This is a genomic window from Embleya sp. NPDC001921 (assembly GCF_053594475.1).
The window spans coordinates 268,108-284,189 of sequence record NZ_JBSFEO010000002.1 but is presented as its reverse complement, the minus strand read 5'-3'; the positions used below and the strand labels follow the sequence as shown (position 1 = coordinate 284,189).

General features: G+C 71.9%; 13 protein-coding genes. 7 read left to right on the top strand and 6 right to left on the bottom strand.

The window, feature by feature from the left end; genetic code table 11:
• Positions 1-14 precede the first annotated feature (14 nt).
• The 6 genes from ACWCPW_RS03005 to ACWCPW_RS02980 form a co-directional block, all read right to left on the bottom strand.
• A complete protein-coding gene (locus ACWCPW_RS03005) occupies positions 15-605 on the bottom strand; it encodes a TetR/AcrR family transcriptional regulator (RefSeq protein ID WP_449759815.1) in 591 nt (196 codons plus the stop codon).
• A 152-nt stretch (positions 606-757) separates the two neighbouring features.
• A complete protein-coding gene (locus tag ACWCPW_RS03000; protein ID WP_026217855.1) occupies positions 758-958 on the bottom strand; it encodes a DUF5999 family protein in 201 nt (66 codons plus the stop codon).
• Positions 959-1,114: 156 nt separating this feature from the next.
• Complete coding sequence (locus ACWCPW_RS02995) at positions 1,115-1,684, bottom strand: hypothetical protein (RefSeq protein ID WP_395872220.1); 570 nt, start codon at positions 1,682-1,684, stop codon at positions 1,115-1,117.
• A 302-nt stretch (positions 1,685-1,986) separates the two neighbouring features.
• Positions 1,987-2,973: a hemolysin family protein gene (locus tag ACWCPW_RS02990; RefSeq protein ID WP_449759814.1), complete on the bottom strand. Its 987-nt coding sequence runs from the start codon at positions 2,971-2,973 to the stop codon at positions 1,987-1,989.
• The gene (locus ACWCPW_RS02985; RefSeq protein ID WP_449759813.1) at positions 2,973-4,205 is read right to left on the bottom strand and encodes a hemolysin family protein; all 1,233 of its coding nucleotides are present in this window, start codon (positions 4,203-4,205) and stop codon (positions 2,973-2,975) included. Before ACWCPW_RS02985 ends, ACWCPW_RS02990 begins: the two co-directional genes overlap by 1 nt.
• Positions 4,206-4,594: 389 nt before the next feature.
• Positions 4,595-5,413: a polysaccharide deacetylase family protein gene (locus tag ACWCPW_RS02980; RefSeq protein ID WP_449759812.1), complete on the bottom strand. Its 819-nt coding sequence runs from the start codon at positions 5,411-5,413 to the stop codon at positions 4,595-4,597.
• A gap of 320 nt (positions 5,414-5,733) precedes the next feature.
• Here ACWCPW_RS02980 and ACWCPW_RS02975 point away from each other — a divergent pair, with 320 nt between their 5' ends.
• The 7 genes from ACWCPW_RS02975 to ACWCPW_RS02945 all read left to right on the top strand — a co-directional run bounded on the left by ACWCPW_RS02975 (position 5,734) and on the right by ACWCPW_RS02945 (position 15,980).
• Positions 5,734-7,212, top strand: a complete 1,479-nt coding sequence (locus ACWCPW_RS02975) for a glutamate--cysteine ligase (RefSeq protein ID WP_449759811.1) — start codon at positions 5,734-5,736, stop codon at positions 7,210-7,212.
• Positions 7,213-7,240: 28 nt separating this feature from the next.
• A complete protein-coding gene (locus tag ACWCPW_RS02970) occupies positions 7,241-8,038 on the top strand; it encodes a CPBP family intramembrane glutamic endopeptidase (RefSeq protein ID WP_406294167.1) in 798 nt (265 codons plus the stop codon).
• 198 nt (positions 8,039-8,236) lie between these two features.
• Positions 8,237-8,815 (top strand): hypothetical protein, encoded by a 579-nt coding sequence (locus ACWCPW_RS02965; RefSeq protein ID WP_449759810.1) that lies wholly within the window; start codon positions 8,237-8,239, stop codon positions 8,813-8,815.
• Positions 8,816-8,915: 100 nt separating this feature from the next.
• Positions 8,916-10,142, top strand: a complete 1,227-nt coding sequence (locus ACWCPW_RS02960) for a hypothetical protein (RefSeq protein WP_449759809.1) — start codon at positions 8,916-8,918, stop codon at positions 10,140-10,142.
• Complete coding sequence (locus tag ACWCPW_RS02955) at positions 10,139-12,178, top strand: caspase family protein (RefSeq protein ID WP_449759808.1); 2,040 nt, start codon at positions 10,139-10,141, stop codon at positions 12,176-12,178. The genes ACWCPW_RS02960 and ACWCPW_RS02955 overlap by 4 nt, the downstream gene beginning before the upstream one ends.
• Complete coding sequence (locus ACWCPW_RS02950; protein WP_449759807.1) at positions 12,171-13,280, top strand: AAA family ATPase; 1,110 nt, start codon at positions 12,171-12,173, stop codon at positions 13,278-13,280. The genes ACWCPW_RS02955 and ACWCPW_RS02950 overlap by 8 nt, the downstream gene beginning before the upstream one ends.
• A 3-nt stretch (positions 13,281-13,283) precedes the next feature.
• Complete coding sequence (locus ACWCPW_RS02945) at positions 13,284-15,980, top strand: SAV_2336 N-terminal domain-related protein (RefSeq protein WP_449759806.1); 2,697 nt, start codon at positions 13,284-13,286, stop codon at positions 15,978-15,980.
• The last annotated feature ends 102 nt before the right edge of the window (positions 15,981-16,082 follow it).

Sequence of the window (16,082 nt, the reverse complement as noted above, 5' to 3'; positions counted from 1 at the left end):
CGAACGCGCTTCGATCAGGGGCGGGCCGCGCCGTAGGTCAGCAGGTGGGCCACGGACGCGGCGAACCCGGGCTTGGCGGCCAGGTCGCTGCCCAGCACGCCGAACATCAGCGCGCCGCTGAGCGACTCGAAGAGCAGATCGGCGTCCACGTCCGGGCGGGCCTGGCCGCGCGCGATCGCGTCCGCCACGAAGGCCCGGAAGATCGCCCGGACCGGGTCCATCCGGGCCACGAGCAGTTCCTTGAGCTCGGGCTGGTCGCGGTACTCGGCGAGCAGCCCCGGCACCGCGCCCGCCGTCTCCGGGCGCCGGAAGGACTCCAGCGCGGCCTCGGCGAAGCGCAGCACGCCGGTCGCGAAGTCCTCGTGCGGCAACGGCCGGAAGCTCATCTCCCGGGCCGGGTAGACCGCCTCGTGCACCAGGTGCGCCTTGGACGGCCAGCGGCGGTACACGGTCGGCCGGGTGACCCCGGCCCGGCGCGCGACCGCGTCGATGCTGACCCGGTTGTACCCCTGCTCGGCGATCAGCTCGCGGGTCGCGGACAGGATCAGTTCGTCGGTACGCGGATCACGCGGGCGACCGGGCCGAGGGGTGCCGCCAGTGCCCATGGGGATGGAACTCCCAGTCGTCGCGCCGACATCGTTTCGCTGCGTGCTGCCGTTCGGACTGTACCGGGACGGCGGCCCGACCGGCCCCGGGCAGACCAGAGCCGGAGGTCGCTCCGAGGTGACCTCCGGCTCGTCAGGGCCGTGCGAACGGATCAGGCCGCCGAAACCAACCCCACAGGGGGTCGGTGCGGGGCGATGGTGCGTCCGTCCGGCAGCAGTTCGCCCGTGTCCTCGAACAGGACGACGCCGTTGCAGAGCAGGCTCCATCCCTGTTCGAAATGGGCGGCCACAACGGCGGCGGCCTCACGATCGGGACTGTCCGCCGGCGGGCAATGCGGTCGGTGCTGGCACATCCTCGTACCTTCTCGGTGTCTCTGCGCGGAGCGCGTCGGGCAGCCTTGCCCGGCAGCTCACAGTCTCCGCCTCGAAAGCGCCTCGCGCAGGACTTCTCGCGGTTCTCACCCGACTGCGTCCAAGATGTGACCACACGTGTGAACTCCGGGGTGTGATCAGCTGTCCGGAGCCCCCACGGCGGCCGGCCGGCGGGTGCGCGCGGCCAACACCTCGGCCAGTTCGGCCGCGGTGTATCCGCGCAGCGCCTGCACGCCGCACGGCGCCGGCGCGAGCGGGATGAGCAGGTCGACACCGCCCGCCTCGTCCGCCAGCCACAGCGCCACCATGTACATCCCCGGCACGTTCAGCAGGCGTGCCTCGTCCCGGCGGAGCAGGGTCTGCGGGAGCGCGCGGGCCGCCGCGGCGGCCGGTGCGGTGGCGACGGTGAACGGGCCCTCGACGAATCGGCCGACGCCGTGGCCGGACGGACCCGGGCGGACCTCGATGCCGCCGACGACCACGTCGCCGGACCACATGAGCCAGCGCCAGCCCACGGGGCGGGCGCTGCGCACGCCACGGTCGGCGACCAGGTCGAGCAGGTCGATCTCGAAGACGCGGTGCGGGAATCCGGCCGTGAGCGCGGCGTGATCGGCGCGGCAGTCGGCGGGAAGCGAAGCGCGGGATTCGAGCACGGCTCGGGCCGCTCGTCGGGCCGACTCGGGAGCCTCGGGCACACGCAGGACCATGAGACCGCCTCATTTCGATGCAGAGTCCAAAAACCCGGAGAATCCGGGGAGGGGAAAGCGGCGCTGTGCTGTGGGGAACCGGGTATCCGACCGGGGGACGACCCGGCGGCGTACAGAGGGACCCGGCAGGGCCGGTCAGCGCATTGTACCGAAACGGCTCCGAAAAGTAACGGTGTAATGCGAACTGACACCCGTTTGAAGACCTTTTGGACAGTCTCGATCAGCGGAGCGGTCCTCGATCAAGGGGGCGGTCCTGCTCGGGCGGCCTTGCTCGGGGGGCTCGGTCGGGGGAGCGGTTCCGGTCAGGGGAACAGCGAGGACATCACGTCGTCGAGGGTGACCAGGCCGAGCGGGGTCGCGTCCGGTTCGCCGACCAGTGCCAGGTGGGTACGCGAGCCGCGCATCCGGGCCAACAGGGCGGTCAGCGCGGTGTCCGGGCCGACGGTGACGAGTGGGTATACCGGTACCGAACCGTCCGGTTCGGGCGCCAGCACGTCGAGCACGTGTACGTAGCCCACCGGCCGCTCGGTCGCGTCCAGGACCGGGAAGCGGGACAGGCCGGTGCGTACCGCGACCTCCTCCAGGGCCGCCGCCGGCACCGGTCGGGGCAGGGCCACCACGTCGGTCCACGGCCGCATGACCGACGCGGCGGCACTGGAGTGCAGCGCCAGCGCGCCGGCGAGCCGGTCGTGCTCGCGCACGTCCAGCAGTTCGTGCTCGCGCGACTCGGCGAGCAGCGCCGGGAGTTCCTCGACGGTGTACACGCTGCGCACCTCGTCGACCGGGCGTACCCGGAAGGCGCGCAGGAACAGGTTGGCGACGTGGTTGAGCAGCCACAGGATCGGCGCGGTCAGGCGGGAGAACAGCAGCAGCGGCGGGGTCAGCCACAACGCGCACTCCTCCGGGCCGGCCAGCGCGATGTTCTTGGGCACCATCTCGCCGAGCACCATGTGGCAGAACACCACCACCGCCAGGGCGAGCACGAACGCGATGGGGTGCACCGCGCCCGCGGGCAGCCCGATCGCCTCGATCGGGGCGGCGACCGCGTGTGCGAGCGCGGGTTCGGCGACCGCGCCCAGACCCAGCGAGGCGACGGTGATGCCGAGCTGGGCGGCGGCGAGCATGGTGGACAGCCGGCCCATCGCGGTGAGCACCATCGCGGCCCGGCGCGAACCGGCCTCGGCCATCGGGGCGATCCGGGTGCGCCGGGCCGAGATCACCGAGAACTCGGCGCCGACGAAGAAGGCGTTGGCCGCGAGCAGGACCAGCGAGAGCAGCAGGTCGCCCATCAGGAGTCGGCCTCCATCCGCAGCTCGACCTCGTCGACGCGGTGCCGGTCCATGGCGGTCACGGTGAGCCGGCGGCCGTCCACGTCCACGTGGTCGCCGATCCTGGGCAGTCGGCCCAGACGGGCCAGTACCAGTCCGGCCAGCGTGCTGTAGTCGCCCTCCGGCAGCCGCCAGCCGCTGGCCTCCTCGACCTCGTCCGCGCGCAGCAGGCCGGACAGCCGCAACACGCGGGAACTGGGCACCCGTTGCGGCGGCGCGTCCGGCTCGTCCGCCGGGTCGTGCTCGTCGGCGAGGTCGCCGACCAGTTCCTCGGCGAGGTCCTCGGCGGTGAGTACGCCGGCTGTGCCGCCGTACTCGTCGACCACGATCGCCAACTGGGTCCGGCCCTCGCGCAGTCGTTCGACCGCGCGTTTGAGGTCCAGCGAGGTCGGGATCAGCACCGGGGCGCGGGCGATCCGGGTGAGCGGGGTGCGCGCGCGGTCGGCCGCCGGTACGCGCAGCGCGTCGCGGAACACCGCCACGCCGACGATCTCGTCCAGGTCCTGGCCGCGGACCGGAATGCGACTGTGGCCGCACTCGCGGGCGGTGTTCATCAGTTCGCTCACCGACGCGGTCGAGGGCAGGGTGACCAGCTCGGTGCGCGGGGTCATCGCCTCGGCGGCCTGCTTCTCGGCGAACCGCAGCGCGCGGTGCAGCACCCGGGCGGTGCCGGTCGGGAGCACTCCGGCGCGGGCGGAATGTCGGACCAGTTGGGCCAGTTCGTCGGGCGAACGAGCCGAGCCGAGCTCCTCCTGCGGTTCGATGCCGAGCTTGCGCACGAAGTAGTTGGCGGAGCCGTTGAGGAAGACGATCAGCGGTCGGCACAGCCGGGAGAAGCCGACCTGGAACGGGCCGGCGACGCGTGCGACGCCCAGCGGGCGGGCGATGGCGGCGTTCTTGGGCACGAGTTCGCCGAGCACCATCTGCAGGCCGGAGGCCAGTACCAGGGCGGTGAACCGGGGCAGTCGGAACGCCGCCTCGGCGAGGTAGCCGGCGATCAGCGAGGTCACGGTGATGCCGAACTGGGCGCCGGACAACTGGAAGGACAACGTGCGCAGCGCGTGCAGCACCCGGCGCGCGCCTCGGTCGCCGGCCTCGGCCCGGGCCGCCACGTCGCCGCGCTCGACGGTGACCAGGGAGAACTCGGCGGCGACGAACATGCCGTTGCCGGCGATCAGCAGCACGAGCAGCACGATGGCCAGAGTGGCGTCGATCGGGCGGCCTCCCCCGGGGTGCGGTTGGGTGTGGGCCTGGCACACATGCCCGGTGGGCGCGGGGGCTATTCACTGGGGTGTGGTGCGGAGGGGGTGTGGGGGTGGTGTCCTCGAACGCCGGACGGGCTGGACGGCTCGCACGGGCGGGTGAGGAGGTTGCCGTCGGGGGGTGTCCTCGAACGCCGGACGGGCTGGAGCCGGGCCGGGTGGGGAGGTTGCCGTTGGGCGTGGGGTGGGTTGAGCGGTGTCCTCGAACGCCGGACGGGCTGGAATCGGCCCGGGTGGGCCGAGGGCGACGTGGGGGCCGGATGACCGGGGCCCGAGATGGCCCGGGCGGCCCGAGGTGGCCGGGGGTGGGGTGGACTGGGTCAGGGGGTGACGAAGGTGTAGCCGGCGGACTTCAGTTCGGGGATGAGGCGGTCGAGCATGGCGATGGTCTGGGTGCGCTCGCCGCCGCCGTCGTGGCAGAGGATCACTCCGCGCGGGCCGATTTGGCTGTGCACCGTCTGGAGCATCTTGTCCACGCCCGGCTTCTGCCAGTCGTTGGTGTCCACCGTCCAGTGCAGCGAGCCCATGCCCAGCGACGCCGCGGTCTGGCGCACCTCGTCGGACCAGTTGCCGCCCGGCGCGCGGTACCAGCGCACGGGCGTGCCCGGGGACGCCTTGTGGATCCACTCCAGCGCCTCCTGCATCTGGGCGTGGATCTGCTCCGGCGTCTTCTTCTTCAGGTTGATGTCGTGCGTCATGGTGTGGTTGCACACCGTGTGGCCGGCGGCGACCACCTTGCGGACCAGGTCCGGGTGATCCTTGGCCTGCTGGCCCACCATGCAGAAGGTGGCCTTGACCTCGTAGCGGGCGAGCAGCGACAGGGCCTTGTCGGTCCACTCCGGCCACGGACCGTCGTCCAGGGTCAGCGCGACCACCTTGCCCTCGCCCTTGACCCTGGACACCAGCGTGGGATCCACCGGGAGCGGCGGCGCGGCGGGCGGGGTGGCCGGCTGCTGCGCGTTCGGATTTCCCGGCGGCGGCAGCGGGGCCTGTATCTCCTTGGGCGCGTCGGCGGCCCGGGGCGAGGCGGCGGCCTGCGACCATCGGCCGGCATTGCCGACATTCCAGATCAGCGCCCCGCAGACGAGTATCGAGATCACCGTGATCACGGCCTGGAAACGCAGTCCCTGTATGGGCATCGCCCGAACCGACCCTCGCACGACAACCCCCATAGATCTCGCCACGCCCGCCACGGCAGAGGACACCCTAGGTGATCTCCGAGAAGCCTTGAAGATCGACCGCCGAACGCGTCCTCGATGTGATCAGTGACGTGGTTCCCGGCCCCTTGGTTCCCCCCTGTGATTCGTCACGGTCGATCGGTAATGTTCCCAATGTCGGCCCGATGCATCGGTTTGGGAGAACGTCGGCGGGAACGATCAGGTCGTCCCGATCCGACAGGTACCGGATTGCGACCACTCGACCGGCTCCGCGGGAGCCGGGTTCATGGGGGAGGGCATTCATGGGCGAAAAGGTGGAGGTCACCGGGTTCAGCCGATCCGATCGGCAGCGCTACCGGCACAAATTGCGTCGCTGCCTGGAAACGCTGCAGCGCATGCTGGACGAGGAGCGGTTCGAGAGCGCCCGCAAGCTCATGGGCGTCGAGATCGAGCTCAACCTGGCCGACGCGGCCGGTCGACCCCGGATGAGCAATGCCGAAGTCCTGCGGCGGATCGCGAGCCCCGATTTCCAGACCGAGCTGGGCCTGTTCAACATCGAGGTCAACATTCCGCCGCATCGGTTGACCGGACCGGTGTTCTCCGAATTGGTCGAGGAACTGCGTACGAGCCTGGACTACGCGGACCGCAAGGCCGCCGAACTGGAGGCGCGGATCGTGATGATCGGCATTCTGCCGACCCTGACCGACGCGCACATGGCGTTCGAGACGATATCCGACAACGCCCGCTATACCCTTCTCAATGATCAGATCCTCAACGCCAGGGGCGAGGACATACGGTTGCATATCGAGGGCGTCGAGCGGTTGGACACGACCTCGACCACGATTGTCTCCGAGGCCGCGTGTACGTCCGTGCAGTTCCACCTCCAGGTCACTCCGGGGAATTTCGGCCCGCTGTGGAACGCGGCGCAGTCGATCACCGGGGTGCAATGCGGGATCGGGGCGAATTCACCGTTCCTGTTCGGGCGCGAGCTGTGGCGCGAGACCCGCCCGATCCTGTTCGAGCAGGCGTGCGACACCCGCCCCGAGGAGCTGATCGCACAGGGCGTGCGACCGCTGACCTGGTTCGGCGAACGATGGATCGACTCGGTGGTCGACCTGTTCGAGGAGAACCTCAAGTACTTCCCGTCGCTGCTGCCGATCTGCGACGACGAGGACCCGATCGAGGCGCTGGACCGGGGTGACGTCCCGCACCTGCGCGAACTCAAGCTGCACAACGGCACCATCTACCGGTGGAACCGGCCGGTGTACGACGTGGCCCGGGGCAAGCCGCACCTGCGGGTGGAGAACCGGGTGCTGCCGGCCGGGCCGACCGTGGTGGACATCATGGCGAACGCGGCCTTCTACTACGGCGTGGTGCGATCGCTGGTGGACGACGAGCACCCGGTGTGGGAGCGGATGCCGTTCGAGGTCGCCACCGAGAACTTCCACGCCGGCGCCCGGTACGGCATCGACGCGCGGCTGAACTGGCCCGGCCACGGCACCGTTCCGGTCACCGAACTGGTGCTGGAGGACCTGCTGCCGCGGGCCTACGAGGGCCTGGACCGGTGGGGGATCGATCCGCGCGAGCGGGACGAGTACCTGGGCATCATCGAGCAGCGCTGCCTGCTGCGCACCAACGGGGCGACCTGGCAGAGCGCGCAGTACCACCACTATCGGGACACCAAGGGCATGGACCGGTTGGAGGCGCTGCGCGCGATGACGCTGCGCTACGCCGAGCACATGCGCGGCGGGGACGCGGTGCACACCTGGCCCGTGGGCTGACGGCGACCTTATCCGCACTCGATACCGTGTGCGGGTGATCACCGAGCCCGAGCCCGTCCGGACACCCACCGAGCCCCGGCGCCGCGTGCTGCGCTCCGAAGTGGTGCTGGTGCTGGCTCTGTCCCTGGGCGCCTCCGGGGTCTCCTCGCTGATCTCCTTCCTCGGGTCGCTGACCGCGCCGGGCGGTCTGGGGCACAAGGCGGCGGTGCTGAACGGCTCGCGGGCGGCGGATCGGCCCTGGTTGGATCTGGCCTGGCAACTGTTCGGGATCGCCACCGCGCTGGTGCCGGTGTTCCTGGTGGCGCACCTGCTGATGCGCGAGGGCGGTTCGCTGCGGGTGCTCGGGGTCGACCGGGCCCGGCCGTGGTGGGACCTGGGCCGGGGGGCGGCGGTCGCGGCGGCGATCGGCGGGTCCGGCCTGGCGCTGTATCTGGGCGCGCACGCCGCGGGCGCGAATCTGACCGTGGTGCCCACCACGCTGCCGGATGTGTGGTGGCGCATCCCGGTCCTGGTGTTGTCCGCGATCCAGAACGCGGCCCTGGAGGAGGTGATCGTCCTCGGCTATCTGCTGTACCGGCTCGATCAGTTGCGAGTGCCGTGGGTCAAGGCGGTGGCGATCAGTTCGGTGGTGCGCGGCTCGTACCACCTCTACCAGGGCATCGGCGGCTTCTTCGGCAACGTCGTGATGGGCGTGGTGTTCTGCCTGCTGTACAAGCGCTGGGGGCGGGTGATGCCGCTGCTGGTGGCGCACGCGCTGATCGACATCGTCGCATTCGTGGGCTACGTACTGCTCGCGGGCAGGGTGGACTGGGTCCCCACGCCGTAGCCGGCCGCCGGGACGTCCCCGGGCCCGGGGACGCGCGTGAACGTGCGGCGAACATCGGGCACGGTGGTCGATTTGTGGACTCGTTGGTACGTCTCGAGCGCCTCGTTGGTGTCTGATGGTCATAGTGGGCAGACCCCTTCCGAGTGGGTTCGCCACGCACGGGCGCATATCGGGCGACACGGGGACGCAGGGGGTCGTATGGACAACCGGAGGCGGGTGGAGTTCTTCTCCACGCCGACGCCCATCGGCGGGCCGCCGCGCGGGCGGTTCGGATTGAACGCGCTGAGTCGGCATCCGGTGCGGATCCTGATGGTGGTCGGCGGACTGATCCTGTTGGTGATCGTCTTCTTCGTGGCGCTGCTCACGGTGGACGGCGGCGGCTCGGACGACAAGAAGCCCAAGACGGCGGGCACCGCTTCGGGCAAGAGCTCTTCGGCCTCGCCGAGCCCGGCCAAGTCCGGTACCGGAAAGGCGACTTCCGGTCAGACCCCGAACGCCGGGCCCAAGCCCGGGTCGATCGCGGCAACCGTGCACACCGGTGGCCGGCTGGTGATGTACAAGGGCACGTCGTACCAGTCGGACAAGGTCGTGCAGATCCAGACCGGCACCGAGGTGCGGGCGAACTGCCACGCGGAGGGCTCGATCGCCTACTACGCGGGCTCCTCCAGCCGCACCTGGGCGCAGATCGACGTCGAGGGCAAGACCGGTTTCGTCCCGGCGATATTCCTGGAGACCGGCGGCGACGTGAGCAAGCAGATCCCCGCCTGCACGAGCTGACGAATCGACCCGGGCGGCTGGGGAAGTGACCCCATCGGGTCGGTTGGATCACTAGCGTACGGCGGGCAAGGGCGGATCGACTTCGTATCCGGGGGAGCCCATGACCACGATCGTGTTCGTGCACGGAACCGGTGTGCGCGAGATCGCCGACTCGTCGACGGTGCGCGCGGTCACCGCGAACATCGCCGAGCGGCTGCCGGGTGTGCGGGTGGAAGTCGTGGACTGGGGGGACGCGTTCGGGGTCGAGGTGTCGCCGGCACTGCGCGCGCTGATCGGCATCGCCGATCCGGGCGAAAGCGCCGAGGCCGCCGAGGTCGACCCGGAGGAGGCCGAACTGCGATTGTGGGCGGTCCTCGAGCAGCACCCCCGGCACGAATTGCGCGAGGTGGCCGCGGGCCGGGACGGCGTGGACGCCGGCCGGCGGAGCGAGGCGGCCGAGGACCTGGACTGGGCGGTGCGGCACGACGTGGTGGGCATCGACGTCACGGCCGTGCTGCCGAAGGCGCCGACCGACTGGGCGCCGGTGTTCGCCGAGGCGGCGCGCGCCGTCGCCGACTCGGCCGAGTTCGCGGGTGTGGTCGACACGGTGGCCGCGAGCGCGGACTACGACGTGATCGGGCGGGCCGTGGTGGCGACCTTCGCACACGCGCTCGCCGCCCGTCCCGCCGGTGCGACGCCGTGGTCCCAGGAATGGCGCGACGCCCTGGTGGCGGCCGTGCGGGACGCGTGCGGCGGCGCCGCGGCCGGTGGCGGGCGGCTCACCGGAGCGCTCAAGGGCGGCCTGATGTACGCGAGTTGGCCGTTGCAGAACGCGCTGCGCGGCGGCACGCTCGGCGGCAGTGTGCCGCAGATCGGCGACATCCTGTACTACCAGGCGCACGGCGCGATCCTGCGCGCCTACCTGGCCGAGCGGATCTCCCGGGTCCCGGGGCCGGTGGTGCTGCTGGCCCATTCCCTGGGCGGCATCGCCTGCTACGAGACGTTGGCCGAGGCCCGCTCGCAGAGCGAGCCGGATCGGCCGCGCCACGCGCTGCCGCGGGTGCGCGCGTTGATCACGGTCGGCTCCCAGGTCGGCTATCTCGCCGCGGTCGGCGCGCTCGCCACGCATCCCGCGCACGGGGTGCGGCCCACGCACCTGTCCATCCCGTGGAGCAACGTGTGGAACGCGCGCGACTGGCTGTCCTTCCGGGCCGAACCGGTCTTCCCGGGCGCCGTGCGCGACGTCGAGGTCCGGGTGCGTCGACCCTTCCCGCAGGCGCACGGCGTCTACTGGACCTGCGGCGCGCTGTACGACGAGATCGCGCGCGTGGTGGAGGCCACTCGGTGACGGTGCACGCCCTGTTGGTCTGCGTCGAGCACTACCCCGAACACGAGGGAAGCCCGGACCACCTGCCGGGCGCGCTGGCGCAGACCCTGGAACTGGTGGAGTGGTTGTCCCGGTGCTGCGGGGCACAGCGCGGCGACATCACCGTGCTCGCGTCGGTGAGCGCGACCTCGCGGGCGACGGCCGAGCGGTTGCGCGCGTTCGTGGGCGAGCGCTCGATCCTGCTCGGACCGGGCGCCGAGCCCGGGGAGTTGCGGCCCGAGCAGATCGAGTCGGCGATCGCGGTGGCCGCGGACGCCTGGCGGGACGGGGACCGATTCCTGCTGCACTGGTCCGGTCACGGCTACCTGACCGAGCGCGGACGGCGCCTGGAACTGCCCGCGTGTCACCCGGTGGACGGCCCGCCCCGGCAGCGCGTGCTCTCGGTCGAGGACATGCTGACCCACTTCGGCTCGATCCCGCGTCGCGTCGACCAGTTCGTCGTCTTCGAGACCTGCGCCGACCGGCGCCGCGACCCTCGGGGCATCGTGCTGAACCTGACCGCGGAGGGAGCGATCGCCAAGTCGGCCAAGGCCCGGGTGTCCGCGGCCTTCGCCGCGGACGACGGTCAGTTCGCGCGCCGCCCGGGCAATCGGGCGGTCTTCACCCGGGCGCTGCTCGAACACCTGGCGGTCTGGGGGCCGAACGCGCTGACCGAGCGCGGCTTCAAGGAGGTGTTCGACGCGATCGACGCCGAACTGGCCCGCGCCGCTCCGGGCGGCCGGCCGCTGTGGCAGTCGCCGCGCTACCGCGGCCCCGGCGAGACCCGGTGGCGGACCGGCGAACGCGATCCGGAGGACCCGTTCGGCATCGACGGCCGCCGGCTGCTCGCGCTGCTGGCCGACCTGGAGATCGGCGCCGGCGAGCAGGCCGTGCTGCGGACCTACCTGTGCGAGCAGCACGTCCCCGAGTGGGTGGTCGCCGGCGACGACCTCGTCGCCTGGGGACGGGCACTGATGTCGCTGCCGGCCGCCCCCGGTCGGCATCCCGTCCGGCACCTGCTGGAGTGGCTGCACGCGTGTTGCCGACAGGTGCAGGTCGCGCAGTGGGCCGACCGGCTGCGCGAGGCCGGGCACATCGCGGACTTCGAACCGGCCCGGGTTCGGGTGCGCCAACCGCTGACCCTGGTGTTGTTCGTCCGCGAGGACGACCATTCCCCCGAGGACCGCGCGCTGGTCCGCTACGACACCGAACCGCAGTTCTACGTCGGGTCCGAGCGGTTCGCGTCGCCCCCGGGACCGGTCCCGGAACCGGTCCCGGTCCCGGGAGCGGGCCTGCCGGCCGATCGCCTCGGCGCTTCCCTGGCCGCATTCTATCTGGCCGTGCGAGCGCACTGGACGTCCCTGGACAAGGCCGGGATCCAGGTGGTGGTACCGACCGAACTGCTCAACGAACCCTTCGAGTTGACCCGGGTCGGCTCGGCCGAGGACCACATCGTGCTCGGTGAGCACCACGAGGTGGTGCTCCGGCCGCTCGTGCGGCACGGCATCGCCAGACCGATGCACTACGACACCTGGGCCGGCTCGGCACACCTGCGGACCAACCCGGCGCTACGGCACCTGAACCGGCACCGGTGCGGCCTGGGCGGTCGCGCGTGCGACAAGGAGGTGGTCGGCTTCCTCCAGGACTACGGCTGGCGGCACCGGCCGGGCGAACCCGGCACGGTCGAACGGGCCGTCGGCCGCGGCGACTGGGCGATGGTGTGGACGGACCGGACCACGTGCACCGACGCGTGCGCCGGAGCGAACGGCTCGAACGGCTCGAACGCGGTGTGTTCGGGCTCTCTCGTGGGTGAGGACCTGTATCGCATGCTCGATCGCGAGGATCGAAAGCTGGCTCAACTGCCTTCCACGGTGGCGCGGTTGCGAGGCACCCTGGGTCGCAAGGCCGCGTCGTCCGAGCGGGTCGTGCTGCTCTTCGACGATCCGGGCTGGTGCCCGTGGCAGGGGGCGGGGTTGCTGCGAAGCACTCCGAGGGCACAAGGGACGCGCCATGGTTGAGTCGACGGCGACACCGGGCGGGGATCGGGCCGACGGACACGTCGAGGTTCCCGCGCCGTGGTGGATCTATCACGGCGACACCGCGACCGCGGTCGGGCCGGCCGGGTCGGGAGGGGGCTCCGGTCCGGTCGCGGTCCCGCCGCCACCGCCGTGGCGCAGCTTCGGCATCGACGACGTCGACGCGGCGACCTTCGCCAAGCTTCCCCGCGATCGATCCGACGAGCCCTACGCGGGCGAGTTCTACGGCGACAAGCGGGTGTACGACCTCGTCAACGCCGCGATCTACCTGCGCCGCCCGCTCCTGGTCACCGGCAAGCCGGGCACCGGCAAGACCACGCTGGCCACCAGCATCGCGGCCCGACTGCGGCTGGGACCGGTGCTGCGGTGGGGGATCACCAGCCGGTCCACCCTGCGCGAGGGGCTCTACGAGTACGAGGTGCTGGGCCGGCTGCACGACATGAACCTGCGGCTGAAGGGCGCCCAGGGGAGTGTCCGACAGGACATCGACGACATCGGCGCCTACATCAGGCTGGGCCCGCTGGGTGACGCCCTGCTGCGCCGACCGCATCCGCGGGTGCTGCTGATCGACGAGATCGACAAGAGCGACGTCGACCTGCCCAACGACCTGCTGCACGTGTTCGAGACCGGCAGATTCGAGATCCCGGAACTGCGCCGGGCCCGCGTGGAGTCGGCACAGGTGACCCCGTGCGACGGCGATTTCGGGGATCGGGTCGAGGTACGGGACGGCATCGTGCGCTGTGCGGCGTTCCCGATCGTCATCCTCACCAGCAACGGCGAACGGGCCTTCCCGCCGGCCTTTCGGCGACGCTGCGTGCCGCTGGAGCTGGGGCCGCCGACCAAGGACGTGCTGAAGCGGATCGTGCGAAGCCGGCTGCGCGGGTACGTGGAGCTCGACGAACCGTTGCTGGACGAATACCTGGCCGCGGCGGAGCGGGTGGACGGGCCGCTGTTGTCGCCCGACCAGCTCCTGAACGCGCTCCAGTTGCGGGCCCGGATCCGGCAGTTGCCGGGTGGCGCGGATCGACCGCCCGAGAACGACGTGCTGGCCAAGATCCTCTTCCACGACCTGAACGGCGGGTGAGCGATGGCGCAGGCGGATCCCGTCGGGGTCACCGTCGACGCGGTCCTGGACTGGGCCTGGCTGAACGCGGCGATCACCGCGGCGGGCGAGCGACGTACGCCGGCCCAGACCCGGACCGCCCCGGTCGAGTCGGGATCGATCCCCGACCCGGGGGTTCCGGACGCACCGCCGCCGGGGCGAAGACGGGACGAAGCGGGGGACGGGTCGCGGTCGTGCGTCCCGGGCGGACCGGACCCGGGGACCACGCACGCGTACACGGTGGCCTCCGAAGAGGTGGAGTCCGTCGAGCAGACCGGGTCCGGCGGCACCCGGACGAGCGGTCTTCCGGTGCCCGCGTGGCTCGGCAAACCCCCGCCGCCGGCCGCGTCCGTGTTGCCCGACCGATTGGAACTGGCGCGACTGCTGCGCCGGTTGCGGCACTTCGGCCCGGCACCGGACTCGGTCGTGCTGGACGAGGACGCCACGGCCAAGCACGCGGCGTTCACCGATCTGATCGTGCCGGTCCTGAACCCGGCCCGGGAACGCTGGTTCGAACTCGCGCTCGTCGTGGACGGTTCGGCCTCGATCGGCCCGTGGCGCCGATTGCTGGCCGAGTTCACCCGGCTGGTCGGCGGGCACGGCACCTTTCGTTCGGTGCGCACCTGGACGCTGGACACCGAGTCGGCGGGTGCCGCCGTGCTGCGCACCCCGTTCGGCACGGTGAGCCCGACCGCCGCGCCCGTGGGTCCCGTCGGCCGACGGATCGTGATGGTGATCAGCGACGGTGTCGGCCCGGCCTGGTCCGATCCGCGCACCTCGGCGATGCTCGCGTCCTGGGCCGGGCAATGCCCGGTGGTCTTCCTGAACCTGCTGCCCAGGCGGTGGTGGGACCGCTCGCGCATCCCGCTCACGCCGGTGGTCTTCCGCGGTCACGGTGTGGGCCCGGGACGCCGGGCCGGCTTTCGGCTCCGGCACACCACGCGCTGGCTGCGCCCGTCCGAACGGGTCGCCATCCCCGTGATCGGCCTGCATCCCGACGGCCTGCGACCGGGCGACGCGGCGGACGCGGCGGCCGGTCGCTGGAGCGAGTTCTCCCGCTGGACCCGGATGATCACCGACGACCGCGGGCGCGAGTTCGCCAATCCGGCGTGGGTGCTCGATCCCCGGCCGTCGGCCCGGGACGCCGAGCCGGTCGTCGTGCCCGCCGAGGACGAACGCACCCCCCGGGCACGGCTCGCCGAATTCCGCGCCGGCGCTTCCCCGGCCGCCGTCGAGCTGCTCGGCAAACTCGCCGCCGCGCCGATCAGCCTGGCCACCATGCGGGTCGTGCAGTCCACGGTGCTCGAGGCGGAGGATCCCGCCTTCGCGGCCGAGGTGTTCCTCAGCGGCCTGCTGGTCGAATCCGCCGAGCGCGACGACCACGAGCGCGGGGACAACGCCGAGTACGACCTGGACGAGAGCGTCCGGGAGACGCTGCTGACCGCGATGAGTCGGCGCTCCGCCCTGGAGGTCTACTTCCGGGTCGCGGAGTTCGTGCACGATCGGCTCGGGCACGCGGAGTTCGACTTCCAGGACCTGCTCACCGCGCGCGAGCCCGCCACCGTCGGGCTGATCGGGCCGCGCAGCCGGTCGCTGGCGCGAGTCGGCGCGACGCTGCTGTATCGACTCGGCCCCGACTACCAGCACCGCGCGCGACGGCTGGAGGCCCGGGCCAACGGCCCGATGCTGCGCCGACGCGACCTCGTGCACCGGTGGACCCTGCGGATGGGCGACTGGATCCGCGCCCGGCCGATCGTGCTGGACGACCTGATCCTGGTGCAGGACACGGCGGGCAACCTGGTCGGGCTTGATCCGCTGACCGGCCTGGCCCGATGGCCCACCGTGGCGGGCGGCGCCACGCGGTGCGCGCCGGTGCTCACCCCCGGGACGGTGTGGACGGGCACCGAGTCCGGCACGGTGTGTCGCTACGACCTCGCCCGCGGACAGGCGATGTCGCCGCCGGTCGAGGTCGGGATCGGGGCCGTGGTCGCGCTGGCGCCGATCGGCGCGCGGGACGTACTCGCGACCACCCTGGACGGCGGCGTCGCGCTGATCGGCGGCGCGGACGGGCGGGTGCGGGCGCGGCCCGCGGACGGCTCGGGCGCGCCGGTCGGCGTCTGCGCCCGGGACGGGTGGGGCGCGGTACTCGACCGCACCGGGCGAGCACGCGCGTGGCACCTCGATCGGGACCCGGAAACACCCTCGTGGGAGGTCGGGTTGCCCGGTGCGGCGCACGGCGCGCCGATGGCGGACCACACGCTGGTGTACGTGCCGCTGGCCACCCGGGGCATCACCGCGCTGCGCTGGGACACCGGGGATGTCGCATGGTCGACCGACCTCGCCGGCGGCGTGGTGACCGCGCCCGAGCCGGCGGCCGGGCGGGTGCTGGCCGCGACGCCGGACGGGCTCGTGTACGCGCTCGACGGCGCCAGCGGGGAGGTGCTCTGGCGCAGCGTCGACGTGCCGCAGCCGGAGTTGCGGGTGACGGTGGTCGGCGCGCTCGCGCATGTCGCGGGTGCCGGCGGTGGGATTCGCACCTACGACGCGGACACCGGCCGTCGGTTGGCCGAAATTCGTTCCGATTCGGGGGTGTTCGTGGCCGGCGGCGCGCACGGGCAACTGATCCTCGCCGGCCTCGACGGCACGGTGACCGTGCTGGAAGGGCCGCTGGTGGTCGACTGACCGCCCGTGGCATCACCCGTGGGTGAGGGTCCGATCACAACCCGGCGGAAACACCTCGACTCGGCCACGCGCGGGACTACGATCGGCCACTGCGGGTAAGTC

What these genes read in the sequence shown, in the direction of transcription:
- ACWCPW_RS03005 (WP_449759815.1), bottom strand. Translation starts at nt 605, where the DNA reads ATGGGCACTGGCGGCACCCCTCGGCCCGGTCGCCCGCGTGATCCGCGT.
- ACWCPW_RS03000 (WP_026217855.1), bottom strand. Translation starts at nt 958, where the DNA reads ATGTGCCAGCACCGACCGCATTGCCCGCCGGCGGACAGTCCCGATCGT.
- ACWCPW_RS02995 (WP_395872220.1), bottom strand. Translation starts at nt 1,684, where the DNA reads ATGGTCCTGCGTGTGCCCGAGGCTCCCGAGTCGGCCCGACGAGCGGCC.
- ACWCPW_RS02990 (WP_449759814.1), bottom strand. Translation starts at nt 2,973, where the DNA reads ATGGGCGACCTGCTGCTCTCGCTGGTCCTGCTCGCGGCCAACGCCTTC.
- ACWCPW_RS02980 (WP_449759812.1), bottom strand. Translation starts at nt 5,413, where the DNA reads ATGCCCATACAGGGACTGCGTTTCCAGGCCGTGATCACGGTGATCTCG.
- ACWCPW_RS02975 (WP_449759811.1), top strand. Translation starts at nt 5,734, where the DNA reads ATGGGCGAAAAGGTGGAGGTCACCGGGTTCAGCCGATCCGATCGGCAG.
- ACWCPW_RS02965 (WP_449759810.1), top strand. Translation starts at nt 8,237, where the DNA reads ATGGACAACCGGAGGCGGGTGGAGTTCTTCTCCACGCCGACGCCCATC.
- ACWCPW_RS02960 (WP_449759809.1), top strand. Translation starts at nt 8,916, where the DNA reads ATGACCACGATCGTGTTCGTGCACGGAACCGGTGTGCGCGAGATCGCC.
- ACWCPW_RS02950 (WP_449759807.1), top strand. Translation starts at nt 12,171, where the DNA reads ATGGTTGAGTCGACGGCGACACCGGGCGGGGATCGGGCCGACGGACAC.
- ACWCPW_RS02945 (WP_449759806.1), top strand. Translation starts at nt 13,284, where the DNA reads ATGGCGCAGGCGGATCCCGTCGGGGTCACCGTCGACGCGGTCCTGGAC.